Here is a 25,581-nt window from a genome sequence, read left to right as displayed (position 1 = left end):
CCCACCTCCTCACCCGGGTCAGCCCCGGAAGTCCGCCGGGCGTTCCGGGGAGGCTTCCGCGAGGGCCTTGCGTACCGCTTCCGTGCCGGCGCGCAGGCCGTAGACCGGGGTGCCGGGCTGCTGGCGCCAGGAGTCGGCGATGGTGCCGGCGTCGACCGTGTCGAAGCCGAGTTCGTCGATCAGGTCGCGGACGATCCGCTTGGCCGCCTCGTCGTCGCCGGCGACCGGGAGGGCCATGCGCTCGGGGTCGCCCGCGGGGCGGGGCCGGTCCAGGATGTCCTGCGCGTAGGTGCCGTTGAAGGCCTTGATCACCGGGTGGCCGAGGTGCTGCTCGGTCCACCGGCTCTCGGTGAGGCCCTCGTCCTCGATGGCCGCGATCCGGCCGTCCCGCTGCTGCGGGTAGTAGTTGCCGGTGTCGATGACCGCGACGCCCTCGGCCGCGCCGTCCAGCAGGCCGGCGGGCAGGTCCGGGACCGCCTTCAGCGGCACGGTGACGACCACGACCTGGGCGCCCTCGGCCGCGTCCTCGGCCCGGACGGCGGTGGCGCCGGTCTCCTCCGCGAGGTCACGGAGCGTCTCGGGGCCACGGGAGTTGGCGACGGAGACGTCATGGCCGAGGGCGGTGAGCCGCCGGGTGAGGTTGCCGCCGATGTTCCCCGCGCCGATGATGCCGATCTTCATGGCTGACCTCCGGGTGGTTTTATGCACGCGCATGCGAATGTCCCCGGGACAACCGCGCCGCGCCCCGGACTATTCCGCGTCGTGCGCCGCATCGGTGACGGCCGCCCGTCCGGCGCGCGGCGCGCTCAGATCCGTACCACGATCTTTCCCGTGTGCTCGTCGGACTCCATCAGCCGGTGGGCGTCCGTGATCCGGTCCAGACCGTCGAAGACCTCGGCGATCACCGGGCGCAGGGTACCGTCACCGAGCCCGGCGCCGAGGTAGTGGGCGGCGCGATGGCGGCCCTCCGGATCGCCGGTGATCACGAAGTTCGCGTAGCCGTGGACGGTGAGCGGCCACTGCCGAGGCAGCAGGATGGGCTGCTCGTCGAGCCAGCCGTAGCTGACCAGGGTGCCGTCGGGGGCGACCGCGTCACCGAGCGCGGCGAAGCCGGGGCCGCCGATCGCGTCCAGGACGATGTCCACACCCCGTCCGCCGGTCACCCTGCGGGTCTCCTTCACCACGTCCTCGTCCTCACTGACGATCACGTGCTCGGCGCCCAGGTCGAGCAGGCGCCGCCGTTTGGCCTCGGTGCGTGTGGTGACGACGGGGACGGCGCCGGCCCGGCGGACCACCTGGATCGCGGCGGTGCCGACCCCGCTGGAGGCGCCGGTGATCAGCACCCGCTGCCCGGGGACCAGTCCGGCCCGCTCGACCAGGGCGCCGTAGGCCGTCGTGTAGGTCAGCCAGACGGCGGCGCCGGTGACCGCGTCGACGCCGGCGGGGCGCGGGACGAGGGCGTCGGTGGGCAGCAGGACCCGTTCGGCGTGCACACCGTGGGCGCTGAGCTCGAAGTTGGCGGCGGCCAGGACCTTGTCGCCCGGCGCGAAGCCGGTGACGCCCTCGCCCACGGCCTCCACCTCGCCGGCCGCCTCGTAGCCGTTGCGGGAGGCCGGCAGGGTCGGCTGGTAGTAGTAGCCGCCCGCGCGGAAGAGGGCCTCGGCGCGGTTCAGGCCCAGCGCCTCCACCCTGACGAGGACCTCGCCGGGGCCGGGCGCGGGCAGCTCGACCTCTTCGACGCCGAGGACTTCGGGGCCGCCGAGTTCGTGAAAGAGCACGGTGCGTGCGGTGGTTGTCATGTCGTCGACGCTAAGTCCCGAGCCGTGGACGATCCATGTCCTTCTGTCTTGGTTTCCTGTCCGATCGTCTCCGCCTGCCGCACTGCCCGTTAGGGTCGTCGCATGGACGTGCTGAGCGACGTGGTCGCCGCCATGCGCACCGGCCGGCCGCACTCCGCGCGCCGGTACCAGTACGCGCCCTGGGGCCTGCGGTGGGCCGACTCCGACGAGGCCGGGTTCCATGTGGTGCTGCGCGGCTCGGCCTGGCTGGTCCCGCGGGACGGGGAGCCGGTGGCGCTGGCGCCGGGGGACGTCGTCTTCCTGGCGCACGGGCAGGGGCACGCGCTGGTCAGCGGGCTCGACGTGGCGCCGCGGGAGATGCGGCGGCTGCCGGACGGCACCTGGAGCGGACCGCCCGACGAACCGCGCGAGGGCTGCCCGGACACCGTCACCCTGTGCGGGACCTACCGGCTCGACCGGGACCGGGCGCACCGCCTGCTGGCCGAGCTGCCCGAGGTGGTGCACCTGCCGGCCCGGGTGGGCGGCAATCGTTCGCTGCGGGCGGCGGTGGAGCTGCTCGGGATGGAGCTGGAGGAGGGGCGGCCGGGCACCGACGCGATCGTCACCTCGCTGCTGGACACCCTGCTGCTGTACATCCTGCGGGCCTGGTGGGAGAGCGAGCGGGCGGCGGGCCGGGCCCGGGGCTGGTCGGCCGCGCTGGCCGACCCGGCGGTCGCGGCGGCGCTCCGCGCGATCCACGGCGACCCGGCCCGCCCCTGGACGGTCGCGGAACTCGGTGCCACCGGCGGGCTGTCCCGCGCGGCCTTCGCACGCCGGTTCACGGCGCTGGTGGGCGAGCCACCGCTGACGTATCTGACCTGGTGGCGGATGACGACGGCGGGCCGGCTGCTGCGCCACGACGACCTGTCCCTGCGTGAGGTGGCCGCGCGGACCGGCTACACCTCGGAGTTCGCCTTCGCCAAGGCGTTCAAACGGGAGCACGGGATGACACCGGGCCGGTACCGAGGCAAGGCGTCGTGAACCTGCTGGGCCGCCGGTCAGCCGGGCCGCTGAGCCGCTGAGCCGCAGGTCCGCTGGACCGCTGAGCCGCAGGGCCGCTGGACCGCAGGGCCGCTAGGCCGCAGGGCTGCCGGCCGCAGCACCGCAGGGCCGCAGAACCACAGTCCGCTAGGCCGCAGGGCCGCGGAGCCGCCGAGCCGCTGAGCCGCCGAGCCGCTGAGCCGCTGAGCCGCTGAACCACAATCCGCTGGGCCGCAGGGCCTCTGAGCCGCAGGGCCTCTGAGCCGCAGGGCCACTGAACCACAATCCGCTGGGCCACAGGGCTGCCGGCCGCAGGGTCGCAGGGTCGCTCAACCACAGTCCGCTAGGCCGCAGGGCCGCTGAACCGCAGAGCCACCGAGCCGCAGGGCCACTGAGCCGCAGCGCCGCCGGTTGGACGTACCCCGTCATCCTCGCTCGCGCAGCAGCTCCAGCGTCCGGTCCAGCTCGGTCTGCAGGACGGCCGCCGCCCGGTCCGCGTCCGCCCCGGCGACGGCGTCGACCAGGGCGGCGTGGGTGTCGTCGCCGGTGCCCGGGTCCTCCGCGCGCAGCCGGGTGAGGTCCAGCAGGGTCACCAGGCCCTCCCGCAGGACGGGGAGGAACTCGGTGAACAGGCCGGTGAGCACAGGGTTGTGAGCGGCGGTGACCACGGCCGCGTGCAGGGCGATGTCGGCGTCCACGAAACCCGCGTCGTCCCCGGCGGCGGCCGTACGGCGGTCCTCCAGCGCCGCCCGCAGCGCCGTGACGTCCTCGGGGGTACGGCGCCGCGCGGCGAGCCGGGCCGCCTGCACCTCGACGCCCATGCGGACCTCGTAGACATCGGTGACCGCGGCCCGGCGCAGCCGGGTGGGCCAGTCCTCGACGGGCTCGGTGGCGATGACGAAGACGCCGGCGCCGTGCCGGGGCCGGACCAGCCCGGCGCCGGCGAGGGCGCGCAGGGCCTCGCGGACCGTGGAGCGGCCGACGCCGAGTTCCCTGGCGAGGGTGGTCTCGCCGGGCAGCTTGGCGCCGACGGGCCAGTGCCCGGCGGCGATCTGCTCCCGCAGGCGCTGCGCGGCCTGTTCGACCAGCGGGCTGGGGCGGAGGGCACCGAGCGGCATCGAGGTCACCAACTTGCTGAGGGGATGTGGGGTGTGCGGACCGATTCTCACTTGTCTGAGGAGCTGATGTGTCGCTAGCGTACCCGGCATGACGCATCGCGGTCTGCTTCTTCTCGGCTGCCGCGGCGGGGTCTGACGCGACCGGCGCCCCGCCGCGGGGCCCCGTGCTGCCGGTCACGTCCGACCGAGCCGAGAGGCAGCCGACGATGACCACCACCCCCGTCTGGAACCCCCAGCGGCCCAGCCCGATGCCGTACCACCGCTACCGCCCTTTCCAGGACCGGGTGAGCGTGCCCGTGACCGACCGGACCTGGCCCACCGCCCGGATCGAGCGCGCCCCGCTCTGGGTACCCGTGGACCTGCGCGACGGCAACCAGGCGCTGGCCGAGCCCATGGACACGCCCCGCAAGCGCCGCTTCTTCGACCTGCTGGTGGCGGTGGGCTTCAAGGAGATCGAGGTCGGCTATCCGTCCGCGAGCCGCACGGACTTCGACTTCGTCCGGCACCTGGCGGACGGCGGAGCCGTGCCGGACGACGTGACACCCGTCGTCTTCACGCCCGCCCGCGCCGACCTGATCGACCGGACCTTCGACGCGATCGAGGGGCTGCCGCGGGCCGTGGTCCACCTGTACATCGCCACCTCGCCGGTCTGGCGGGAGGTGGTGCTCGGCCGCGGCCGGGCCGAGGTGTGGCGGACCGTGCGCGGGGCGGCGGAGCAGATGGCCCGGCGGGCCGGGGACGCGCCCGGCATCCGCTTCCAGTTCTCACCGGAGACGTTCAACCTGACCGAGCCGGACTTCGTTCTCGAACTGTGCGACGGGCTCACGGAGCTGTGGGACGCGAGCCCGGACCGCCCGGTCACCCACAACCTCCCGGCGACCGTGGAGATCGCCACGCCGAACGTCTACGCCGACCAGATCGAGTACGCGCACCGGAACCTCGCCCGCCGGGACTCCGTGATCCTCTCGGTGCATCCGCACAACGACCGCGGCACCGGGGTCGCCTGCGCCGAGCTCGCCGTGCTGGCCGGTGCCCAGCGGGTGGAGGGCTGCCTGTTCGGCAACGGCGAGCGCACCGGTAACGTCGACCTGGTGACCCTCGCCCTCAACCTCTACGCCCAGGGCGTCGACCCCATGGTCGACCTCGGCGACATCGACGCCGTACGGGAGACGGTGGAGCACTGCAACCGGCTTCCCGTGCACCCGCGGCACCCCTATGCCGGGGAGCTGGTCCACACGGCGTTCTCCGGCACCCACCAGGACGCGATCGGCAAGGGACTGGCCGAGCACGCCCGCCGCGCCCGGGAGTCGGGGGTGCCGGAGGCGCAGGCGCCGTGGTCGGTGCCGTACCTGCCGATCGACCCGGCGGACCTGGGGCGGTCGTACGAGGCGGTGATCCGCGTCAACTCCCAGTCGGGCAAGGGCGGGGTGGCGTACCTGCTGCGCACGCACCACGGCATCGACCTGCCCACGCGGATGCGGCCCGACTTCGCGCGGGTCGTGCAGGAGGCGACGGACGACAGCGGGCGGGAGGCGACGCCGAAGGAGCTGTACGAGCTGTTCCGGGCGACCTACCTGACGGAGGGGCCGGCGGTACGGCTGCACGCCTGGTCCGTGCACGAACAGGCCCCGGGCGTGCACCGCTTCGTCTGCACCCTGGAGGCCGGGGACCGCGTCGGCGACCACGAGGGCACGGGCACCGGCCCGCTGACCGCCTTCGTCGACGCGCTGGCCGGTGCGGGCGTCGCGGCCGAGGTCCTGGACTTCGCCGAGGACGGGGCGGCGGCCTTCGCCGAGTGCCGGGTCGGCGGTGTCACGGCCTGGGGCGCGGGAACGGGACCGTCGGCCGCCGTGCACGCGGTGCTGTCCGCGGTGAACCGGGCGGTGCGATGACCGATCCGACGACGGAGACGACGGAGGTGCCGGAGGTGCTGCGCGCCGAGGACGTGCACGTCGTCCGGGACGGGCGGCCCATCCTCCAGGAGGTCTCACTGACCGTCCGGGCCGGTGAGCACTGGGCGCTGCTCGGCGCCAACGGCGCGGGCAAGTCCACCCTGCTGGGGCTGCTCGGCGCGGTGGTCCATCCGACCCGGGGCACGGTGCGGGTGCTCGGGCACCGGCTGGGCCGGGTGGACCTGCGCGAGTTGCGGGCCCTGGTCGGGCACGTCGACCCGCGCCATCCGCTGACCTCGCCGCTGCGGGTACGGGACGTGGTGCTCACGGGGGCGACGAACTCGGTCGAGCCGGTCCCCCGGTGGCGGCCCACCCCGGAGCAGACCGAGCGGGCCGAGGCGCTGCTGGCCACGCTGGGGCTGGGGGCGCTGCGGGACGCCCGGTGGCCGACGCTCTCGCAGGGACAGCGCGGCCGGACGCTGATCGCGCGGGCGCTGATGCCCGAGCCGCGGCTGCTGCTCCTGGACGAGCCGGCGACCGGCCTCGACCTGCCCGGCCGGGAACAGCTGATCGACGCGCTGGAGGAGCTGCGGGCGGCTCATCCGGCGCTGGCGACGGTGCTGGTCACCCATCATCTGGAGGAGCTGCCGGCGGGCACCACGCACGCCGTGCTGCTGCGCGACGGACGGGTGCTGGCCTCGGGGCCGGTCGCGTCGGTGCTCACCGGTGACCAGGTCGGCAAGTGCTTCGACCTGCCGTTGACGCTGGAGCGGCACGAGGGGCGCTGGAGCGTGCGGATCCGGCGCGGGGCGTCACGGCATGACGGCGTGACGGGCATGAGGGCGTGACGGCGTGACGGCGTGACGGCATGACGAAGGGGGTGCCCGGGCCGCTCGGGGCGGGCACCCCCTGTCGCCGGCGGGTCACTTGCCCAGGTAGGCCCAGAACTCGTCGAACGACAGCACCTTGTCGCCGTTGAGGTCGCGGGTCCTGATGACGGCCTCCGCGACCGCCTCGGTGACGTTCCAGTCACCCTGCTGCGCGAGGGCGGACTTGAACTCCGCTGCGGTGATGAATCCGTCACCGTCCGCGTCGATCCGCTGGAACTGCTTGCGTGCTTCCTCGATGTCCGCCACCGATCCGCCCCTTTTGGTCGTGTTTCTCATGCCGTGCTGGCGTACTGACGCTGGTCAGATTAACGGCCCGTACGAGAGCGGAGTGCGGCGACCACCCAGGCGAAGTCCTCGGCGTGGGGTGGCGCGGGCTGCCGGTTCACCACGGCGACCAGTTCCCGGTAGCGGGCCACGCGCTCGTCGAAGCCGGCCGTCATGCGGTCCAGTACGGCGCCCCGGTCGGCGTCGCCGAACAGTTCGTCCAGCACCTCCTCCGCCCCGGGCCCGGTGGGGTCGACGCCACGCTCGCGGACCGGCGCCACCAGCTCCACGAGCCGCTTGGCGAACCACAGCGACCGCCCGCGCGGCTCACCGGGCCGCCGGTCGGCCGCGTTGAACTCGACGGCCCGGCGCATCTGTGCGCGGAACCCGGGGTCCTGGAGCATCTCGGCCAGCTCCACCCAGGCGTCCACCTCCTCGGACGTGGGGTCCTCCGCCAGGTGGACGGCGGTGCGCCGCATCCGTTCCCGGATGTCGGGGTCCACGGTGTCGAGCCCGTGCAGCGTCTCCGCCACGAACTCCTCCATGATCCGCTGCCGTTCGGCGGCGGACAGTCGCGCCAGCTTGTTCACGAGTGTCATCTCCTCCGCGGTCGAACCGCGTCGCGCCACGGTGGACAGCACCGCACGGGTCACCTGGAGCGACCGGATCTGCGCGTCCAGCGCCGCCACGTGCGTGGCCGCGACCTGGGCCACGGTCCGCTCGCCGGCCAGCACCCCGCGCACGTCCGCCAGGCCGAGACCCAGTTCGCGCAGGGTGCGGATCAGTTCCAGGCGAGCGACGCCGCCGGCGTCGTAGAGCCGGTAGCCGCCGGCGGACCGGGTCACCGGGGTGAGCACGCCCGCGTCGGACCAGTAGCGGATCGTGCGCACGCTCAGTCCGGTGGCGCGGGCCAGCTCGCCGATGGTGAGAAGTCCGGTGCCGTCCTCGATCATGTCTGCGAGTCTGGGCCTTCCAGTGGGTGGAGACTCAAGGAGCGGGCCTTGGAGACCTTGCGGGACATTCTCGACGCGGCGGCGGCCGGTGTCTTCCCGCCGGCGGACGGCGGTACGACGGTCGTGCCGCAGCCCTCACCGCGGGACGCCGGGGTGCTGTCCTTCACCGCGCACTCGGTGGTCTTCACCGACGAGGACCCGGAGTGGGTGCGCGGGGCGCTGCGCGGCCTGGACTGCGACCCCCTGGCGGCCACGATGCACCCGCGCTTCCTGACCGCCCTCCTGGACCGGACCGGACGCCGGGCCGAGACGGTCGACGCGGTGCTGGTGGGCGACCCGCTGCCGGGTGAGCCGCCGCTCGCGCTGACGGAGATCGAGGACGCCGGCCACCCCCGGATCCGGTACGCCCGGGGGCGCCGGGACGAGGTGCGGGCCTGGGTGGCCGACGGCGGGGTGCTGGTCATGGGTCGCGGGGTCGCCGGGCGGCTGGAGGTGTCGGTCGAGGTGGCCGAGGACGCCCGGCACCGGGGGCTCGGGCGGCTGCTGGTGACCGCCGCCCGGCAGCTCGCCGCGGAGCCGCTGTGGGCGCAGGTCGCCCCGGGGAACGCCCGCAGCCTGCGGGCCTTCCAGGCCGCCGGGTACCGTCCGCTGGGCGCGGAACTGCTGCTTCAGCGGAAGATGCCGGTGTGCCCCAGTGAGTAGCGGCCCGGCTGGGGGTAGACGGCGAGGCCGTGCGGGCCGCTGCCGACCTTGACGCGGGCCAGCTGGGCGCCGGTGCGGGTGTCGATGGCGTACACCTCGGAGTTGTACCGGCCGGACAGCCACAGGACCTTGCCGTCGGCGGAGACCCCGCCCATGTCGGGGCTGCCGCCGCCGGGCAGGTGCCACTTCTTGGTGAGCCGGTTCTGTGTGAAGTCGAAGATCGAGATGGTGCCCTCGCCCCGGTTGGAGATGTACATCTCGCGGGAGTCGCGGCTGACGTAGAGGCCGTGGGCGCCCTTGCCGGTGGCGAGGAACCGGGGCCGGGTGAACCTGTCGCCGTCGAGGATCCACAGGCCGCCCGCCATCATGTCGGCGATGTAGAACAGCTTGCCGTCCGGGGAGATCTTGACGTCCTGCGGCATGGCGCCGTGCAGCGGCAGCTTCTCCTGGGCGACGACCTTCATGCGCGCCGTGTCGACCTTGAGGATCTCGCCACTGAACTCGCAGGAGACGATGAAGTAGCGGCCGTCGATGGAGAAGTCGGCGTGGTTGACGCCGTAGCAGCTCACCGGGACGGCCTTGACGACCTTCATGGTGTGCGCGTCACGGAAGACGAGTTGGCGGTCCATGGAGGCCATGACGACGGCGTACTTGCCGTCGGGCGTGAAGTACAGGTTGTACGGGTCGTGCACGGCGACCGGCTTGCCGGCCCGGCCGGTCCGCGGGTCGATCGGGGTGAGGCTGTTGCCGAGGTCGTTGTTGACCCAGAGGGTCTTCAGGTCCCAGGACGGCACGACGTGCTGGGGCTGGCGGCCGACCGGGATGGTCTCGACGATCCGGTAGGTTGCGGGGTCGATGACGGTGACGGTGTCCGAGTTGGTGTTGGGGACGTACACCCGGGAGGGGAAGTCCTTGACCACGGGCGAGAGCCGGTTCGGCCGGTCGGCGGCGTAGAGGTCGGCCGGGTCGTCCACCGGTGGCATCCCCGGCAACACCTCGACCAGCGGCTTCTTCACCTGCGGCTGGACCGGCGCCTTGCTGGCGGCGGCCTCGTCCGCGTGGTCGCGGGACCCGCCGCCGCACGCGGAGAGCAGCGTCAGGGCGGTGACGGCGGCACCGGCGGCCAGCAGGCGGACGGCTTTCGTGGTTCGCATCAGCTCAGCAGCTCCGTGGTGGTGACCGCGCGCAGTCCGCGGCGGCCGAGTTCGGTCAGGACGTCGGGGAGGGCGGCGACCGTGTCGGGGTATCCGAAGTGCAGGCTCACCACCGATCCGTTGCGTACGCCGGCGAGGACCTCGCGGGTGACGGCGGCGGCGCCGGGGCGGGTGTAGTCGAGCGAGTCGACGTCGTACGACAGCACGTGCGGGTAGCCGGCGGCGCGGGCCAGCCGGGCGACGAGCGGCGAGGCGGCCGGGGCGCGGGAGGGGCGGAACCAGGTGCCGATGGAGCCGGTGAGCCGCTTGAGCCGCGCGGCGCAGCCGGTGATCTCCCGGCGGGCCTCCGCCTCGGGCAGGGTGTTGACGTCGAGGTGCCGCTGGGTGTGGTTGCCGAGGTCGTGGCCGCCGTCGAGGATGCGGCGGGCGAGCTCCGGGTGCTGGTCCAGCCAGGTGCCGACGGCGAGCACGGTCAGCCGCGCACCGCGCTGTTCCGCCGTGTCGAGCAGGGCGCGGGCGAGGGCGGGGTCCCCCTGGCCGTGGAAGGTGAGGGCCACCTGGGGGCGGGTGCGGGGGCCGTGGGTGATCTGGGCGGGCCGGCCGGGGTAGGCCCGGGGTCCCGCCGGGGGTTCTGCCGAGGACGGCACCGGGGCGGCCGAGGCAGGGGGCCGGGCGGCGTGTCCGGTGCCGCATCCGGCGGCGAGCGCACCGCCGGCGACGATTCCGGCTCCGGTGCGCAGCACATCACGGCGGTGGGTGGGGGTCACCTGCACCATTTAAGGGGCGATCGGTAAGAAACAGGGCGATTGGCGCCGCAGATGGCGCAACCGGACGCCCCGCCGGACCTCAGCGGTCGGCGACCCTCATCTCGAACCACGTCGTCTTGCCCCGCGGCAGCAGGTCGACGCCCCAGCGGTCGGCGAGCTTGTCGACGAGGAACAGTCCGCGTCCGCTGACGTCCAGTTCCTGGACCGGCATCAGACAGGGCAGCCCGCGCGAGGGGTCGCGGACCTCGACCCGGATCCAGCCGGTTCGGCGGCGCATCCGCAGGCCGAAGACGCGGGCTCCGGTGTGCCGTACGGCGTTGCCGACGAGTTCCGACACGAGCAGGACGGCGTCCTCGGCCAGTTTGGGGGTGAGCCGCCAGGTGCGCAGGACGACGACCTGGGCGAGCCGGCGGGCGGTGGCCGCGGACTCCGGGCGGGACGGCAGCGGGACCTCTGCCTCCGTCGGGTTCCCGAACAGTTCGAGCGCCTTGAGCCCCTGTTCGTCCTCGACCGCGGGTGACCAGCGCGCCGCGGCCGCACGGCTGTCTCCCCGCGGCTGTTCGATGCCCTCCAGCCCCGCCATGCCCCCATGATGGCCGTCCGGAGCCGTCTTGGGGGCCGTTCCGGAGGAATACGCCCCCCGCACGCCCTCGCCCCGCGCCCGCCGGTCGGCATATGCCGTCGGCATGTCGATGTCCGGAACAGCCCGGTTGACCTGCGGCGACGGCTCACTTCCGGGCAATCGACGGACTCCCTCGACAGGGCAGGCTTAAGGTTGCGTTAAGGCTCCCATAAACCGCCCCATCGAGGGACCCGAATGAGACGACGCGTCAATTGCAAGGCGACCCGCGGCAGTCGGCGGGGTGTTCACGCGGTTGACGGTCAGACGAACTTGGCCTTGCCCGGCCCCTCCTCCACGAAGCTGCGCATGCCGCGCTCGCGGTCCTCGGTGGCGAACAGACCCGCGAACCAGTTCCGTTCGACGGCGAGCCCGGTGTCGATGTCGGCCTCCAGACCGGTGTCGACGGACTCCTTGGCCGCGCGCAGCGCGATGGCCGGGCCCTGGGCGAGCTTCGCGGCCCAGGCGTGCGCCTGCTCGTACACCTCGGCGGCCGGTACGACGCGGTCCACCAGGCCGATGGCGAGGGCCTCGTCGGCCTTGACCTGACGGCCCGTGAAGATCAGGTCCTTGGCCTTGGAGGGGCCGATCAGCCGGGGCAGCCGCTGGGTGCCGCCGGCGCCCGGGATCAGGCCGAGCAGGATCTCGGGCTGGCCGAGCTTGGCGTTGTCGGCGGCGATGCGGTAGTCGGCGCACAGGGCCAGCTCGCAGCCGCCGCCGAGGGCGTAGCCGGTGATGGCCGCGACGACGGGCTTGGGGATGCGGGCGACGGCGGTGAAGGAGTCCTGGAGGGCGCGGGAGCGCCGGACCATCGCCGCGTGGTCCATGTTCTGCATCTCCTTGATGTCCGCGCCCGCCGCGAACACCCGCTCGCCGCCGTAGATCACCACGGCGCGCACGTCGTCGCGGTCCGTGGCCTCCTCGGCCAGCTCCTTCAGCCGGTCCTGGGTGGCGATGTCCAGCGCGTTCATCGGCGGCCGGTCGAGCCGCAGGGTGCCGACGCCTTCGGCGACTTCGAGAGTGACGGTCATGGGGGTCAGGTTAACGGCCACTAACGACAATGGGCCCGGTGCCGTAGGTCACAGCACCGGGCCCTTACCTCAGACGGGGCTCACTTCTTCCAGTCGGCCCACGACATGTTCCAGCCGTTGAGGCCGTTGTCGGGGGCCACCGTGGCGTCGTGGGAGTTCTTGACGACCACCACGTCGCCGATCATCGAGTGGTTGAAGAACCAGGCCGCCGGGACGGAGCTGTCGTAGCCGCCGCGCACGTCGCGCAGGCCGACGCAGCCGTGGCTGGCGTTGTAGTTGCCGAAGGCGCCGCCGCCCCAGTAGTTGCCGTGGATGAAGGTGCCGGAGGTGGTCAGGCGGATGGCGTGCGGGACGTCCTTGATGTCGTACTCGCCGCCGTAGCCGACGGTCTCGCCGTTCATGCGGGTGACGGTGAGCTTCTCGCTCATGACCATCTGGCCGTTCCAGGTGTCGTAGCCGGGCTTGCCGGTGGTGACCGGGATGGTCTTGATGACCTTGCCGTCCTGGGTGACCTTCATCGTGTGCTTCTTGGCGTCCACGACGGAGACCTGGTTGCGGCCGATGGTGAACTTCACGGTCTTGCGCTGCTTGCCGTAGACGCCGTCGCGGCCCTCGACGCCGTCCAGGTCGAGGTCGACGGTGACCTTGGTGCCTTCCTTCCAGTACTTCTCGGGCCGGAAGTCCAGGCGGTCGTTGCCGAACCAGTGGCCCTCGACGTCGACGGCCGGCTCGGTCTTGACGCGGATGGCCTTCTCGACCGCCTCCGGGCTGGTGATGCCCCGGGTGAAGCGTATGGAGAACGGCATCCCGACGCCGACCGTGGAGCCGTCCTCGGGGGTGAAGTAGCCGACGAAGGTGTTCTTCGGGGTCAACGTGGTGAAGGTGGAGTCCTCGGCGGCCTCGCGACCCTCGGAGTCCTTGGCGACCGCGTGCACCGTGTACTTGGTGCCGGCGGCCAGATGGGTCGACGGCGTCCAGGAGGCGCCGCCGCCGGATATCGCGCCCTCGACCTTGGTGCCCTTGGCGTCCTTGACGGTGACCTCGGTCAGCTTGCCCTGGGCGACGCTCACCTTGAGCGCCCCGCTGGTGTCGACGCCGGTGGCACCGGACTTGGGCGCGATGCTGACCGCGGCCGTGGACTGCTCGCCCTTCTGGCTGCCGGCGCCCTGGCCCTTCCCGTCCCCGGAACCGGAGCCCGAGTCGCCGCCCCCGCCGCACGCGGCGAGCGACAGCACCAGGGCGCCGGCTATGAGTGCCAGTCCCCCACGGCCTCGCCGCCCCCTCGCCGACGCCCCCGCCACAGGCCGCGTGTTCACGTTGTTCTCCCCTCCAGCGGACCTGGTCAGGCCCGCTCCCCACCACATTGTGCGCGCATATTAACTGCCAGGATTTGAGCTGGGTGTCAGGCGAATGTCACCGTTCCGTCGCAACTTCCGCCCGGCACCCGTACCGCGCGCCCCGCCCCCTCACCTGGTTACTTCACCGCGCTGCCCGCTTTCCATTCCTTCCAGCCCATGTTCCACCCGCCGAGGCCGTTGTCCGGAGCGACGGTCTTGTCCTTGCTGTTGACCACTTCGATGACGTCCCCGACGAGGCTGCGGTCGAAGAACCAGCCCGCCGGGGTGTCCGAACTGCCGCCCTTGACGTCCATGAGGCCCACGCAGCCGTGGCTGACGTTGACCTGGCCGGGGGCGTCCGGCGCCCAGTAGTTGCCGTGCAGGAAGGTGCCGGAGTCGGTGAGCTTCATGGCGTGCGGGACGTCGGGGATGTCGTACTCGGCGCCGAGACCGACCGTCTGGCTGTTCATGCGGGTGACCTCCAGCATGTCCATCACCACCATCTTCCCGTTGTACGTCGGGTGCTTGGGCGCGCCCGCCGTGATGGGGACGGTGGCGAGGAGGTGTCCGTCGCGCCGGACGTCCATGGTGTGCCGGGCCGCGTCGACCACGGAGGTCTGGCTGCGGCCGACGGTGAACGAGAACGTCTTGTCCTGTAGCCCGTAGATCCCGGGGGCGCCCTGGACGTCCCGCAGGTCCAGGTCGACGGTCACCTCGGTGCCCGGCTTCCAGTAGCGCTCCGGGCGGAAGTCCAGGCGGCCCTTGCCGAACCAGTGCGGGCGGATCTCGACCGGGGGCCGCGCGCTGACCCGGACCGCGCGCTGGACGGCGGCACGGTCGGTGATCTCCTGGCTGAAGGAGAGCGAGACGATCATGCCGGTGCCGACGGTGGCCCGGTTCTCCGGGCTGACGTAGGCGATGAACCGCCGGTCGGGGACGTAGGTGGTGAAGGTGGTGTGCCGGGCCGAGCGGCGGCCGTGGGAGTCCAGCGCGACCGCGTCGACGGTGTACCGGGCGGCCAGCGCCAGCCGGTCCTCGTCGGGACGCCAGGTCAGCCCGTCCTCGCTGATGCGCCCCGGGACCGGTGTCTCCTGTGCGTCCTGCGACTTGATCACGGTGACCTTCTCCAGGCGCCCGCCGGGCACCCGTACCTGTAGCCGGTCGCCCGGACGTACGGCCTTGCTGCCGTCGTCGGGGGTCACCCGGATGACGTCCTCGGGGGCCGGGGGCTTGCCCAGCGCCCCGCCCATGCCCAGGGGGCCCGAGCCGTCCATGGAGCAGCCCGCGAGCAGCCCCGCCCATGTCAGTACGGCGGCCAGCGCGGCCCCCGCGCGCCGTGCGCGTCCAGTTACGTGCCTCACGCGAGACCCAACGACCGGGCCCGCTCCGGGGAAACGTGAGTGCGAGCCACGCGCTGGGCAGAACAGAGGGAAGGACGACACGTTGGGGGTCCCCCCGCAGGGGACCCCCGGCCCGCGTCGGAGCCGTCGGGGCGCGGTCGGACCGGGTGGCCGGGGTGCCGGGAGCGCCCCCGGCCGGCCGGCGCGGCCGGTCGCGCCCCTCGGGCGAGCCACTGGGAAGAGGGGCGACAGTGACGAGCGCAGCCGAGCAGCGGGCACCGGCCGGGGGGCCGGCCACGGGCAGCGGGCAACCGGCGGCGGTGAACGGCGCCCGGCGGGCCGTACCGCCCGTCCCGGCGGTGTGGCCGGGTGCGCCGACCCCGCTGGGGGCCCGGTTCCGGGCCGGCCCGGACGGGGTGGCGGGCACCAACTTCGCGCTGTGGGCGGCCGGTGCGGAGGGGGTCCGGGTGTGCCTCTTCGACGAGGGCGGCCGGGAGACGCAGATCCCGCTGACCGAACTGACGCACGAGATCTGGCACGGCTTCGTGCCCGGTGTGATGCCGGGCCAGCGCTACGGCTACCGGGTGGACGGCCGCTGGGACCCGTGGACCGGCGCCCGCTGGAACCCGGCGAAGCTGCTGCTGGACCCGTACGCGCGCGCGGTGGACGGCGATTTCGGCCTGCCGCCGGAGGTGTACGGGCACGTGCGGGACTGGCCGGACCAGTCGGTCGCCGACACCGTGCGCGACGAGCGGGACTCGGCGCCGTACGTCCCGAAGGGAGTCGTCGTCCACGATGACGACGACTGGTCCGACGACCGGCGCCCCAAGACGCCGTGGGCCGACTCGGTGATCTACGAGCTGCACGTGCGGGGCTTCACCAAGCTGCACCCCGGCGTCCCCGAGGAACTGCGCGGCACCTACGCGGGGCTGGCGCACCCGGCCGCGATCGACCACCTCGTCAGGCTGGGCGTCACGGCCGTCGAGCTGCTGCCGGTGCACCAGTTCGCGCACGAGGACCACCTGCTGCGCCGGGGCCTGAGGAACTACTGGGGCTACAACTCCATCGGCTACTTCGCCCCGCACGCGGCCTACGCGGCCGCCGGTACGACCGGACAGCAGGTCGGCGAGTTCAAGCGGATGGTGCGCGCGCTGCACGCGGCCGGCATCGAGGTCATCCTCGACGTGGTCTACAACCACACCGCGGAGGCGGGCGAGCTGGGCCCCACGCTGTCCCTGAAGGGCATCGACAACCGCGGCTACTACCGGCTCCAGGACGACGCCCGCCGGTACGCCGACTACACCGGCTGCGGCAACACCCTGCACGTGGTACGGCCCCAGGTGCTGCGCCTGATCACCGACTCGCTGCGCTACTGGGTGACCGAGATGGGCGTGGACGGCTTCCGCTTCGACCTGGCGGCGGCGCTGGCCCGCTCGATGCACGACGTCGACATGCTCTCCCCGTTCCTGGCGGTCATCGCCCAGGACCCGGTGCTGCGCCGGGTGAAGCTGATCGCCGAGCCGTGGGACATCGGCTCCGGCGGCTACCAGGTGGGCGCCTTCCCGCCTCTGTGGACCGAGTGGAACGACCGCTACCGCAACGCGGTACGGGACTTCTGGCGGCACGCCCTGCCCGACGTGCGCGAGATGGGCTACCGCCTCTCCGGCTCCAGCGACCTGTACGCCTGGGGCGGCCGGCGCCCCTACGCCTCCGTCAACTTCGTCACCGCGCACGACGGCTTCACCCTGCGCGACCTGGTGTCGTACGGGGCCAAGCACAACGAGGCCAACGGCGAGAACAACCGGGACGGCACGAACGACAACCGCTCCTGGAACTGCGGCGCCGAGGGGGAGACCGAGGACGAGGGCGTACGGGCCCTGCGCCGCAGGCAGCTGCGGAACCTGCTGACGACCCTGCTGCTGTCCACCGGTGTGCCCATGCTGGTCGCCGGTGACGAACTGGGCCGCACCCAGCGCGGCAACAACAACGCCTACTGCCAGGACAACGAGATCAGCTGGCTGGACTGGTCGCTGCTCGAACAGCCCGGCTGGCGGGCGCTGTTCGACCTGACCTCGCGGCTGATCGCGCTGCGCCACCGGCATCCGGTGCTGCGCCGGCGGGCCTTCTTCTCCGGCCGCGCCCAGACCGCGGACGGGCTGCGCGACCTGGCCTGGTTCACCGCGCGGGGCGCGGAGATGACCGAGGGCGACTGGTACGCGCCCGCCGCCACGCTCGGCATGTACCTGTCCGGCAGGGACATCCCGGGCCGCGACGAGCGGGGCGCGCCGGTGGTGGACGACAGCTTCCTCGCCGTGCTGCACGCGGGCGAGCGGCCGACCGGCTTCGTGCTGCCCGGCCCGCCGTGGGCGCAGCGGTACGAGGTGGTCGTGGACACCTCCGTGGAGGAGCAGGAGCGGGCGCCGGGTACGGTCCACCGGGCGGGGACGGAGATCACGGTTCCGGCTCGGGCGGTGCTGCTGCTGAGGGTGGCCTGAGCCCGTGTGAGAGCCGTGCGTGACGCGGATCACGCTCGCCGGGTGCAGCGCCGGCGGGGGCCCAGTGCCTTACCCCTGGTGGAGGAAGAGCCGGCGAGAACGGGGACCGTGGGATGGAGCAGGCCAGGGCCGGTGAGTACGACGCGTTCGTGGCGGCCCGCTGGTCGGTGTTGTTCCATCTCGCCCGTCTGCTCACCGGCGGGGACCGGCACCGCGCCGAGGACCTGTTGCAGGAGTCCTTGGTCAAGCTGTGGTTCGTCTGGCCGAAGGTCGCCGACGAGGCGCCGGAGGCCTATGTGCGCAAGGTGCTGGCGCGGGCCGCGGCCCGGTCGGCCCGCCGGCGCTGGTGGGGCGAACGGCCCGTGGAGGAACTGCCCGAGGTGGCGGCGTACGGCGACGTGTCGGCGACCGTGGCCGAGCGGTCCCGCCTGGAGGCGGCGCTCGCCCAGCTGACGCCGCGGCAGCGGGCCGCCGTGGTCCTGCGCTACTACCAGGACCTGCCCGACCGGCAGGTCGCGGAGGCCCTGGGCTGCCCGGTGGGCACGGCCCGGTCGCATGCCGCGCGCGGGGTGGCCCGGCTCCGCGGGCTGCTGGCCGACGTCATCGAGCCGGTGGGGTGAGGGAGAACCCATGGAGCGCAGGGACCACACGGATCACGGGGAAGACCGCATGTCTCCGCCGGACGGCACGGATCACTTCGAGCGGGAGTTGACGCGGCTCATGCACCGGGCCCAGCACCCGGTGCCGTTCGAGGTCCGGCACCGGGAGGCGCTGCGCGCGGGCGTGCGCGCCCGGCGCCGGGTGCGCGCGGCGCGCCGGGCCGTCGGTTCCGTGCTGGCGGTGGCCGGGCTCGGCCTGGGCCTTTTCCTGTGGCCGCACGGCCACACCGCCGACCGGCCCACCGCCCCGCGCCCCCGGCCCGCGGTGAGCCCGGCGCCCACGCCGAGCACCTCGCCGTCGCAGTCGCCGTCCCGGACGCCGGATCCGCCGGCGTCCCCGTCGTCCACGACGACGTCGACGCCGACGGGCCTGCCGTCACCGGGCGACACCGCGACCACCTCCGCCCCGCCCACCGCCCCGGAGAGTTCGGTGACCACCGCGCACCGGCCGCCGACGGCCACGGCCACCGCCCGGGACGACGGCGACACCCCACCGGCCACCGCGACGGCGAGCGGGGCGGCCGGACCGTCGGACGACCCCTCGTCGTCGGTCGGCCCGGGCGACTAGCGGCGCCCCCTCCGACTCCCGCCCGCGCATGCCCTTCCGTGCACCCTTCTCACCGGAACAAACAGGTAATTACGTGACATACATCCGACCAGGCCGGCCGGCCCGACCGAGTGGGTCACCGGTCGCGGCACCCCGGCGCACCCCCGTGCCGACGCCCCAGGAGGACCCCGTCCTGGACGTGACCGTGCCGGTGTTCAACGAGGAGAAGGACCTGGAGCGCAACGTCCGGCGGCTGCACGCGCATCTGCGGGACGGCTTCCCCTATCCGTTCCGGATCACCATCGCCGACAACGCGAGCACCGACCGGACCCCGGTCATCGCCGCCCGGGTCGCCGGCGAACTTCCGGAGGTGGTCTCGCTGCGGCTGCCCGACAAGGGCCGCGGCCGGGCGCTGCGGGCCGCCTGGTCGGGTTCCCGGGCACCCGTGCTGGCGTATCTCGACGTGGACCTGTCCACCGGGCTCACCGCGCTGCTGCCGCTGGTGGCCCCGCTGATCTCCGGCCACTCCGACCTGGCCATCGGCACCCGGCTGGCGCCCGGCGCCCGGGTGGTGCGCGGGAGCAGGCGAGAGGTCATATCCCGCTGTTACAACGCCCTGCTGCGCTGCACGCTGGCCGTCGGCTTCTCCGACGCGCAGTGCGGGTTCAAGGCGGTCCGGCGGGAGACCGCCGAGCGGCTGCTGCCGCTGGTGCGGGACGGGGGGTGGTTCTTCGACACCGAGTTGCTCGTGCTCGCCGAGCGGGCCGGCCTCAGGATCCACGAGGTGCCGGTGGACTGGGTGGACGACCCGGACAGCAGCGTCGACATCCTCGCCACCGCCCTGGCCGACCTGCGCGGGATCGTACGGATGCGGCGCACCCTGGGCCGCCGCCGGCCGGGGCCGGTGGTCCGGTGACCGCGACCCACTCCCGCGCCTCGTCGGCGCGGCCGGGCGCGGCCGGTACGGCGGCGGCCTCGCGGGCCACCCGGGCGCCCGCCGAGTACCCGGCCACCGCCCGGCCCCGGGGGGCCGGGTCCGGCATCCGCACCCCGGTCCCCGAGGCCGCGCCCCGCTCCCGGCTGCGGTCCGCCGCCCGCCGCCACGGACCGGTCCTCGCCCTGTTCGGCACGTTGAAGCTGGCCGGTTTCTGCTCGTTCATGTACCTGCTGTCCTCCACCGGGGACTACCGCGCCAAGCACCCCCGGTTCGGCGGCGGCGCACACGCCTGGGACGTGCTGGCCACCTGGGACGGCTGGTGGTACCAGCAGATCGCGCTGCACGGCTACGACCCGAAGCTCGTCCCCGTCCCGGGCGCCACCGGCCTGATCACGCTGGAGGGCAACTCGGCGGCGTTCTTCCCGCTCTACCCGGCCCTGATGCGGCTGGCCTCGGCCGTCACCGGCCTCGGCTCCTACGGCGCCGGGCTGCTGGTCTCCATCACCGCCTCCTTCGCCGCCGCACTCGGCATCCACGCCGTCGCCGAGCGGTTCGGCGGCCCGCGGGCCGGGCTCGCGGCGGCCGGACTGTGGGCGGTGTGGCCGGGCTCGGGCGTGGAGTGGGCGGTCTACTCCGACTCCCTCTACGTGGCCCTGGCCGCCTGGGCCTGCCACGCCGTCCTCACCCGCCGCTGGCTCACCGCCGGCGTGCTCACCTTCGCGGCCGGTCTCAACAGGCCCACGGCCGCCGCGCTGATCGCCGCGCTCGGCGTGGCCGCGCTGCTGTCCCTGCGCCGCCGGGAGGACGGCGCCCTGCGCCCGCTGCTGGCCACGGCCCTCGCGCCGCTGGGGCTGCTCGGCTATCTGCTCTGGGTCGGCGACCGCATGGGCGACCTGGGCGGCTACTTCGAGCTCCAGTCGGGCGCCTGGGCGCACAGCTTCGACTACGGCGAGCAGACCCTGGACGTGCTGACGTCCGTGCCCGTGGGCAAGTTCGACTATCTCTTCGCCTACCCCTTCGCGGACGTCATCGCCGTCGGCGTCATCCTGCTCGCCGGCGCGCTGCTGCCGCTGCTGCTGCGGCTGCGCCCGCCGGCGGTGCTGGTCGTGTACACCGTCCTCACCCTGGTCCTGGTGCTCGGCAGCCAGCAGATCGTCGCCAACATCTCCCGCTACCTGCTGCCCTGCTTCCCGCTGTTCCTGCCGCTCGCGGTCGCCATGCGCCGGCTGAGCCTGCCCGTGCAGTGCACCGTGCTGGGCATCGCGGCCCTGGCGTCCGGCTCGTACGCCGGGTACGCGCTCTTCGAACTGGGAGTGCCGTGATCCGGCCCGCCGGCCGGGGCTGGGGTCTTTCGTCCGAACGAGAGGCCCTAGGTGTGCTGTCCCGGGACGTCGGCCGGTCCCAGGAACGCCGCGACGGCGGCCACGAACCGGTCGGCGTCGTCGAGCCACGGGTAGTGCCCGGCGCCGGGCTGGACGACGAGTTCGGCGTCCGGGAAGAGGTCCGCGAACTCGGCCGTGGTGCCGGGAGGGGCTCCCGGGTCGACCTCGCCGGCCAGGAGGAGGACGGGCCGCGGGAACCGGGCGAGCGCGGCGCGGGTGGCCGCCGGGGCGAAGGCTCCTTCGGCGCTGAAGGCGGCGACGATCTCCGGGTCCGTCCGCTCGTCCTGGGTCGCCTGGTAGGCCCGGGCCGCCGCGTCCCAGCGGCCGTGGGAGAACGGTGTGACGGCCTGCCAGCGGTCGGGGGTGGCCTCCCCCGCCACGATCGCCTCCAAGGCCGCGAACGCCTCCGGGAACCACGGCTCCTCCCGGCGCAGCCCCGCGGTCCGGAGCCGGAGGTCACCGGTGATCGTGAGGCCGACGGCCCGGACGCTCGGTGTGATCAGCGCGAGCCTGCCGACGCCGTCCGGGTGGCGGCTCGCACAGAGCACGGCCAGATTCGCGCCGGCGCAGTGCGCGAGCAGGTCCACCCGGTCCAGGCCCAGGTGTTCACGCAGGGCCTGCACATCGTCGACGAGCCGGTCGCAACGGCAGGAGGCGGTGTCCCGCGGTGTCGCGGAGCGGCCGGTGCCCCGCAGATCCAGCCTGATCACCTGCCGGTGCGCGGACAGCCCGCCGAGGTCGGCGAGGTAGGCGGAATCCGTCGGGCCCCCGGGCAGACAGACCACCGGGGGGCCGTCCCCGGCCACGTGGTAGGCGAGCCGGGTCCCGTCGTACGCCGAGAAGGTGGGCATGACCGGGAACCCTGTCAGCCGCGTACCGACGAGGGCAACCGGGTTTCGGCAGACTTCCGGACCCCGCAGGTCACGCCAGGCTGTCCCGCCACGCCCTGTGCAGGTCCGCGAACCGGCCCGTGCCGCCGATGAGTTCGTCCGGGTGGCCGTCCTCGACGATCCGGCCGTGTTCCATCACCAGCACCCGGTCCGCGATCTCCACGGTGGAGAGCCGGTGCGCGATCACCACGGCGGTACGGCCCCGCAGCACCGTCGCCATCGCCCGCTGCACCGCCCGCTCCCCCGGGATGTCCAGCGAACTGGTCGCCTCGTCCAGGATCAGCACGGCCGGGTCGGCGAGCAACGCGCGGGCGAAGGCGACCAGTTGGCGCTGCCCGGCGGAGATCCGGCCGCCGCGCTTGCGGACGTCGGTGTCGTAGCCGTCGGGCAGGGCGCTGATGAACTCGTGCGCGCCGATCGCCTTCGCGGCCCGCTCGATCTCCTCCCGGGTGGCCTCGGGCCGGCCGATGGCGATGTTGTCGGCGACCGTGCCGGAGAACAGGAACGCCTCCTGCGTCACCATGACCACCCCGCGCCGCAGTTCGGGCATCGGCAGCTCGCGCAGGTCCACGCCGTCCAGCAGCACGCGCCCGGCGGAGGGGTCGTAGAACCGGGCGAGCAGCTTGGCCAGGGTCGACTTGCCCGCGCCGGTGGAGCCGACGACCGCGACCGTCTGCCCGGCGGGCAGGGTCAGGTCGAAGCGGGGCAGCACCTCGCCGCCGGTGCGGTAGCCGAACCGGACCCCCTCGAAGACGACCTCGCGCCCCGGGAACCCGCCCTTCAGCGGCGGCAGTTCGCGCGGATGCTCGGGTTCCGGCACGGACGGCGTCTGCGCCAGCAGCCCGGCGATCTTCTCCAGGGAGGCGGCGGCCGACTGGTAGGAGTTCAGGAACATGCCGAGCCGGTCGATGGGGTCGTACAGCCGGCGCAGGTACAGCACGGCCGCCGCCAGCACACCCAGCTCCAGCGAGCCGGACGCCACCCGGTAGGCACCCCAGAGCACGATCCCGGCGACCGCGGTGTTGGCCACCAGCCGGGAGCCGACCACATAGCGGGCCATCTCCAGCAGCGCGTCGCCGTTCGTGCGCTCGTGCCGCGCGTTCAGCACGGCGAACTCGGCGTCGTTCGCGGCCTCGCGGCGGAAGGCGCGCACCGGCCGGATGCCGTTCATCGTCTCCACGAACTTCACGATCACCGCCGCGATGGCCGTGGACCGCGCCCCGTACACCCGCGCCGCGCGCCGCCGGTAGAGCCGGACGAGCAGGTACAGCGGCAGGAAGGACGCCACCGCGACCGCGCCGAGGCCGAGGTCGAGCCAGAGCAGCATCGCCGAGATGTAGACGAAGGACAGGATGACGGTCACCAGCTCCTGGAGCCCCTCGTCGAGGAGTTCGCGCAGCGACTCGACGTCCGTGGTGGAGCGGGAGATGAGCCGGCCCGAGGTGTACCGCTCGTGGAAGTCGACGCTCAGCGCCTGCGCGTGCCGGAAGATCCGCCCGCGCAGGTCCAGCAGCACGTCCTGGCTGACCCGGGCGGAGGTCTCGATGAACGCGAACTGGAGCACGCCGGAGGCGAGGGCGCACAGCAGATAGCCGGCGGCGACCGCGAACAGCGGTCCGTTCCGGTCGTCCCGGAACGCGGGTACGGCGGTGTCGATGGCGTACGCCACCAGCAGCGGGCTCGCCTGCACCGCCGCCTGCTGGAGCAGCAGCAGGAGCGTGGTGAGCGTGACCCGGGCCTTCAGGGGCGCGAGCAGCGAGCGCAGCAGGGCGGCCGTGGCGCCGGGCGGGCTGGGCAGGACGTCCCGGTCGAACTGGTCGCCCGGGCCGCCCGGGCCGCCCGCGTCCCGGGGACGGGCCGGTCCGTCGGTGTCGTCGTCGCTGACGGCGGGGGTGGAGGGGGTCGTGGTGGTCAACGGGAGTCCTCCTGTTCCCCGGATGCCGAGGCGGACATCAGACGGGCGTACTCGGCGTTCTGGCGCAGCAGTTCCTGGTGGGTGCCGACGGCGGTGATGCGGCCGCCCGAGAGCAGGGCGACGCGGTCGGCGAGCAGCACCGTGGAAGGGCGGTGGGCCACGATCAGCGCGGTGGTGTCGGCGAGCACCTGGCGCAGCGCGGCCTCGACGGCGGCCTCCGTGTGCACGTCCAGGGCGGACAGCGGGTCGTCCAGCACCAGGAACTCGGGCCGGCCGACCACCGCCCGGGCCAGCGCGAGGCGCTGCCGCTGGCCGCCGGACAGGCTGAGGCCCTGCTCGCCGACGCGGGTGTCGGTGCCCTGTGGCAGGGCGTGCGCGAAGTCGGCCTGGGCGACGGCGAGGGCCCGGTCGAGTTCCGCCTTCCCCGCGGCGTCCGGGGCGCCCATGAGCACGTTCTCGCCGACACTGGCGGAGAACAGCGTGGGTTCCTCGAAGGCCACGGCCACCCTGCCGCGCAACTCCTCGCGGGACATGGTGGCGATGTCCACGCCGTCGAGCGTGATCCGCCCGGAGGTCACCTCGTGCAGCCGTGGGACGAGCGCGGTGAGCGTGGTCTTCCCGCTGCCGGTGGCCCCGACGAGGGCCATGGACTCGCCGGGGCGGATGTGCAGGTCGACGGCGGTGAGCAGGGGCGGGGAGCCGGGGGGCGCGTCGGGGTGACGGAACGACACGTTCTCGAACCGGAGTCCCGGCTCGGCGGCTCCCGGCGCGTGCGGGCGGCCGTCCCGGGCCCCGTCCAGTTGCTCCTCCGGCACCTCGTCCATCACCTCGAAGTACCGCTCCGTGGCGGTCGCCGCCTCCTGACTCATCGCCAGCAGGAACCCGATCGAGTCCACGGGCCACCGCAGGGCGAGCGCCGTGCTCAGGAAGGCCACCAGCGTCCCGGCGGACAGCTCGCCGTCGGCCACGCGCAGGACCCCCAGCACCAGGGCCGCCCCGATCGCCACCTCCGGCAGCGTCACGATGACGCCCCAGATCGTGGCCAGCAGCCGCGCCTTGCGCAGCTCCGTCCCCCGGAGCCGGCCGGAGAGTTTGCGGAAGGCGCGCGCCTGGCTGCGGTGGCGCCCGAAGCCCTTGATGACGCGGATGCCGAGCACGCTCTCCTCGACCACCGTCGTCAGGTCGCCGATCTGGTCCTGGGCGTGCCGCGCCACCTGCGCGTACCGCCGTTCGAAGACCACGCACGTCCACATCACGGGGACGGCGGGGCCGAGGATGACCAGTCCCAGCACCCAGTCCTGGAGCAGCATGATGACCAGGCCGACGAGGATGGTGACGCCGTTGACGAGGAGGAACGTCAGCGGGAAGGCGAGGAACATGCGCAGCAGCATCAGGTCGGTGGTGCCGCGCGAGAGGAGCTGGCCGGACGCCCAGCGGTCGTGGAAGGCCACCGGCAGCCGTTGCAGGTGCCGGTACAGGCCGGCCCGCATCTCCGCCTCGACGTGCGACAGCGGCCGGGCCACGAGCCAGCGCCGTATGCCGAACAGGACCGCCTCGGCGATGCCGAGCAGGAGCAGGTACAGCGCGCCGAGCCATACGCCCGCCGGGTCGCGGTCGGCGACCGGCCCGTCGACCATCCACTTCAGGACCAGTGGGATCACCAGCCCCGTACAGGAGGCGACGACCGCGACGAACGCGGCGGTGAACAGCCGGGCGCGCACGGGACGGACGTACGGCCACAGCCTGAGCAGGGTCCGTACGGCGGAACGGTCGGTGGTTTCACGTGTGCTGGCCATCAACCGCGAGCGTACGGACCGGCACTGACAACGCCCACCGAGTTTTGGCCGGAGTCCCGCGCGGACAGGCTCGT

The 25,581-nt window shown here is 73.4% G+C and carries 22 protein-coding genes and 1 pseudogene; 9 read left to right on the top strand and 14 right to left on the bottom strand.

The genetic code is table 11. From position 1 onward, the window contains the following. Positions 1–18: 18 nt before the first annotated feature. Complete coding sequence (locus ACH4LD_RS38650) at positions 19–714, bottom strand: NADPH-dependent F420 reductase (RefSeq protein ID WP_398058993.1); 696 nt, start codon at positions 712–714, stop codon at positions 19–21. A gap of 92 nt (positions 715–806) precedes the next feature. Then, positions 807–1,799: a zinc-dependent alcohol dehydrogenase family protein gene (locus tag ACH4LD_RS38645; protein WP_398058992.1), complete on the bottom strand. Its 993-nt coding sequence runs from the start codon at positions 1,797–1,799 to the stop codon at positions 807–809. A 102-nt stretch (positions 1,800–1,901) separates the two neighbouring features. Here ACH4LD_RS38645 and ACH4LD_RS38640 point away from each other — a divergent pair, with 102 nt between their 5' ends. After that, positions 1,902–2,819: an AraC family transcriptional regulator gene (locus ACH4LD_RS38640; protein ID WP_398058991.1), complete on the top strand. Its 918-nt coding sequence runs from the start codon at positions 1,902–1,904 to the stop codon at positions 2,817–2,819. A gap of 425 nt (positions 2,820–3,244) precedes the next feature. On the opposite strand, the gene ACH4LD_RS38635 is transcribed toward ACH4LD_RS38640, so the two are convergent. After that, positions 3,245–3,937, bottom strand: coding sequence for a FadR/GntR family transcriptional regulator (locus ACH4LD_RS38635; protein WP_398058990.1), 693 nt, complete (start codon positions 3,935–3,937; stop codon positions 3,245–3,247). 206 nt (positions 3,938–4,143) lie between these two features. Here ACH4LD_RS38635 and ACH4LD_RS38630 point away from each other — a divergent pair, with 206 nt between their 5' ends. Then, positions 4,144–5,829: a 2-isopropylmalate synthase gene (locus ACH4LD_RS38630; RefSeq protein WP_398058989.1), complete on the top strand. Its 1,686-nt coding sequence runs from the start codon at positions 4,144–4,146 to the stop codon at positions 5,827–5,829. Beyond that, the gene (locus tag ACH4LD_RS38625; RefSeq protein WP_398058988.1) at positions 5,826–6,677 is read left to right on the top strand and encodes an ABC transporter ATP-binding protein; all 852 of its coding nucleotides are present in this window, start codon (positions 5,826–5,828) and stop codon (positions 6,675–6,677) included. The genes ACH4LD_RS38630 and ACH4LD_RS38625 overlap by 4 nt, the downstream gene beginning before the upstream one ends. A gap of 75 nt (positions 6,678–6,752) precedes the next feature. Here ACH4LD_RS38625 and ACH4LD_RS38620 read toward each other — a convergent pair whose 3' ends face one another. Together ACH4LD_RS38620 and ACH4LD_RS38615 are read right to left on the bottom strand one after the other, a co-directional pair. Beyond that, positions 6,753–6,965, bottom strand: coding sequence for an EF-hand domain-containing protein (locus tag ACH4LD_RS38620; protein WP_398059032.1), 213 nt, complete (start codon positions 6,963–6,965; stop codon positions 6,753–6,755). A 59-nt stretch (positions 6,966–7,024) separates the two neighbouring features. After that, positions 7,025–7,936, bottom strand: a complete 912-nt coding sequence (locus ACH4LD_RS38615; protein ID WP_398058987.1) for a MerR family transcriptional regulator — start codon at positions 7,934–7,936, stop codon at positions 7,025–7,027. A 48-nt stretch (positions 7,937–7,984) separates the two neighbouring features. Here ACH4LD_RS38615 and ACH4LD_RS38610 point away from each other — a divergent pair, with 48 nt between their 5' ends. After that, on the top strand, positions 7,985–8,638 hold the full coding sequence (locus tag ACH4LD_RS38610; protein ID WP_398058986.1) for a GNAT family N-acetyltransferase: 654 nt from the start codon (positions 7,985–7,987) through the stop codon (positions 8,636–8,638). Here the strand turns inward: ACH4LD_RS38610 and ACH4LD_RS38605 are convergent. The 6 genes from ACH4LD_RS38605 to ACH4LD_RS38580 form a co-directional block, all read right to left on the bottom strand. Further along, a complete protein-coding gene (locus tag ACH4LD_RS38605; RefSeq protein WP_398058985.1) occupies positions 8,605–9,792 on the bottom strand; it encodes a YncE family protein in 1,188 nt (395 codons plus the stop codon). The two genes, ACH4LD_RS38610 and ACH4LD_RS38605, sit on opposite strands and share 34 nt — an antisense overlap. Then, the gene (locus ACH4LD_RS38600; protein ID WP_398058984.1) at positions 9,792–10,568 is read right to left on the bottom strand and encodes a polysaccharide deacetylase family protein; all 777 of its coding nucleotides are present in this window, start codon (positions 10,566–10,568) and stop codon (positions 9,792–9,794) included. Before ACH4LD_RS38600 ends, ACH4LD_RS38605 begins: the two co-directional genes overlap by 1 nt. A 70-nt stretch (positions 10,569–10,638) precedes the next feature. Then, positions 10,639–11,247, bottom strand: a complete 609-nt coding sequence (locus tag ACH4LD_RS38595) for an ATP-binding protein (RefSeq protein WP_398058983.1) — start codon at positions 11,245–11,247, stop codon at positions 10,639–10,641. Between the two features lie 194 nt (positions 11,248–11,441). Further along, positions 11,442–12,209 carry an enoyl-CoA hydratase/isomerase family protein gene (locus tag ACH4LD_RS38590; protein ID WP_030658293.1) on the bottom strand — a complete coding sequence of 256 codons (768 nt, stop codon included), beginning with the start codon at positions 12,207–12,209 and terminating at the stop codon, positions 11,442–11,444. A gap of 80 nt (positions 12,210–12,289) precedes the next feature. Next, positions 12,290–13,525: an Ig-like domain-containing protein gene (locus ACH4LD_RS38585; protein ID WP_398058982.1), complete on the bottom strand. Its 1,236-nt coding sequence runs from the start codon at positions 13,523–13,525 to the stop codon at positions 12,290–12,292. Between the two features lie 158 nt (positions 13,526–13,683). Next, a complete protein-coding gene (locus tag ACH4LD_RS38580; RefSeq protein WP_181140284.1) occupies positions 13,684–14,907 on the bottom strand; it encodes an Ig-like domain-containing protein in 1,224 nt (407 codons plus the stop codon). 230 nt (positions 14,908–15,137) lie between these two features. Between ACH4LD_RS38580 and glgX the strand changes: the two genes are divergently transcribed. From glgX to ACH4LD_RS38555, 5 genes and pseudogenes are all read left to right on the top strand, one after another. Further along, entirely contained in the window at positions 15,138–17,381 is a 2,244-nt protein-coding gene (gene glgX, locus ACH4LD_RS38575; RefSeq protein WP_398058981.1) for a glycogen debranching protein GlgX, read from the top strand. A gap of 113 nt (positions 17,382–17,494) precedes the next feature. Further along, the gene (locus ACH4LD_RS38570) at positions 17,495–18,001 is read left to right on the top strand and encodes a SigE family RNA polymerase sigma factor (protein ID WP_132791345.1); all 507 of its coding nucleotides are present in this window, start codon (positions 17,495–17,497) and stop codon (positions 17,999–18,001) included. Between the two features lie 49 nt (positions 18,002–18,050). Next, positions 18,051–18,608, top strand: coding sequence for a hypothetical protein (locus ACH4LD_RS38565; protein WP_398058980.1), 558 nt, complete (start codon positions 18,051–18,053; stop codon positions 18,606–18,608). Between the two features lie 28 nt (positions 18,609–18,636). Then, a pseudogene (locus ACH4LD_RS38560) lies at positions 18,637–19,476 on the top strand (dolichyl-phosphate beta-glucosyltransferase); the annotation flags it as partial. 152 nt (positions 19,477–19,628) lie between these two features. Further along, positions 19,629–20,846 carry a hypothetical protein gene (locus tag ACH4LD_RS38555; RefSeq protein ID WP_398059031.1) on the top strand — a complete coding sequence of 406 codons (1,218 nt, stop codon included), beginning with the start codon at positions 19,629–19,631 and terminating at the stop codon, positions 20,844–20,846. A 47-nt stretch (positions 20,847–20,893) separates the two neighbouring features. Here the strand turns inward: ACH4LD_RS38555 and ACH4LD_RS38550 are convergent, their stop codons facing one another. The 3 genes from ACH4LD_RS38550 to ACH4LD_RS38540 form a co-directional block, all read right to left on the bottom strand. Next, a complete protein-coding gene (locus ACH4LD_RS38550) occupies positions 20,894–21,757 on the bottom strand; it encodes an alpha/beta fold hydrolase (protein ID WP_398058979.1) in 864 nt (287 codons plus the stop codon). A 70-nt stretch (positions 21,758–21,827) separates the two neighbouring features. Next, positions 21,828–23,711, bottom strand: a complete 1,884-nt coding sequence (locus ACH4LD_RS38545; protein WP_398058978.1) for an ABC transporter ATP-binding protein — start codon at positions 23,709–23,711, stop codon at positions 21,828–21,830. Continuing rightward, positions 23,708–25,507: an ABC transporter ATP-binding protein gene (locus ACH4LD_RS38540; protein WP_398058977.1), complete on the bottom strand. Its 1,800-nt coding sequence runs from the start codon at positions 25,505–25,507 to the stop codon at positions 23,708–23,710. Before ACH4LD_RS38540 ends, ACH4LD_RS38545 begins: the two co-directional genes overlap by 4 nt. Positions 25,508–25,581 lie beyond the last annotated feature (74 nt).

This window comes from Streptomyces sp. NPDC017676 (genome assembly GCF_044329325.1).
Lineage (GTDB): Bacteria > Actinomycetota > Actinomycetes > Streptomycetales > Streptomycetaceae > Streptomyces.
Note: the sequence above shows the minus strand (reverse complement) of the source record. Positions and strands in the feature narration are given on the sequence as shown.

What these genes read in the sequence shown, in the direction of transcription:
- ACH4LD_RS38650 (WP_398058993.1), bottom strand. Translation starts at nt 714, where the DNA reads ATGCGCGTGCATAAAACCACCCGGAGGTCAGCCATGAAGATCGGCATC.
- ACH4LD_RS38645 (WP_398058992.1), bottom strand. Translation starts at nt 1,799, where the DNA reads ATGACAACCACCGCACGCACCGTGCTCTTTCACGAACTCGGCGGCCCC.
- ACH4LD_RS38640 (WP_398058991.1), top strand. Translation starts at nt 1,902, where the DNA reads ATGGACGTGCTGAGCGACGTGGTCGCCGCCATGCGCACCGGCCGGCCG.
- ACH4LD_RS38635 (WP_398058990.1), bottom strand. Translation starts at nt 3,937, where the DNA reads ATGCCGCTCGGTGCCCTCCGCCCCAGCCCGCTGGTCGAACAGGCCGCG.
- ACH4LD_RS38630 (WP_398058989.1), top strand. Translation starts at nt 4,144, where the DNA reads ATGACCACCACCCCCGTCTGGAACCCCCAGCGGCCCAGCCCGATGCCG.
- ACH4LD_RS38625 (WP_398058988.1), top strand. Translation starts at nt 5,826, where the DNA reads ATGACCGATCCGACGACGGAGACGACGGAGGTGCCGGAGGTGCTGCGC.
- ACH4LD_RS38615 (WP_398058987.1), bottom strand. Translation starts at nt 7,936, where the DNA reads ATGATCGAGGACGGCACCGGACTTCTCACCATCGGCGAGCTGGCCCGC.
- ACH4LD_RS38605 (WP_398058985.1), bottom strand. Translation starts at nt 9,792, where the DNA reads ATGCGAACCACGAAAGCCGTCCGCCTGCTGGCCGCCGGTGCCGCCGTC.
- ACH4LD_RS38600 (WP_398058984.1), bottom strand. Translation starts at nt 10,568, where the DNA reads ATGGTGCAGGTGACCCCCACCCACCGCCGTGATGTGCTGCGCACCGGA.
- ACH4LD_RS38595 (WP_398058983.1), bottom strand. Translation starts at nt 11,247, where the DNA reads ATGCCGACGGCATATGCCGACCGGCGGGCGCGGGGCGAGGGCGTGCGG.
- ACH4LD_RS38590 (WP_030658293.1), bottom strand. Translation starts at nt 12,209, where the DNA reads ATGACCGTCACTCTCGAAGTCGCCGAAGGCGTCGGCACCCTGCGGCTC.
- ACH4LD_RS38570 (WP_132791345.1), top strand. Translation starts at nt 17,495, where the DNA reads ATGGAGCAGGCCAGGGCCGGTGAGTACGACGCGTTCGTGGCGGCCCGC.
- ACH4LD_RS38565 (WP_398058980.1), top strand. Translation starts at nt 18,051, where the DNA reads ATGTCTCCGCCGGACGGCACGGATCACTTCGAGCGGGAGTTGACGCGG.
- ACH4LD_RS38550 (WP_398058979.1), bottom strand. Translation starts at nt 21,757, where the DNA reads ATGCCCACCTTCTCGGCGTACGACGGGACCCGGCTCGCCTACCACGTG.
- ACH4LD_RS38540 (WP_398058977.1), bottom strand. Translation starts at nt 25,507, where the DNA reads ATGGCCAGCACACGTGAAACCACCGACCGTTCCGCCGTACGGACCCTG.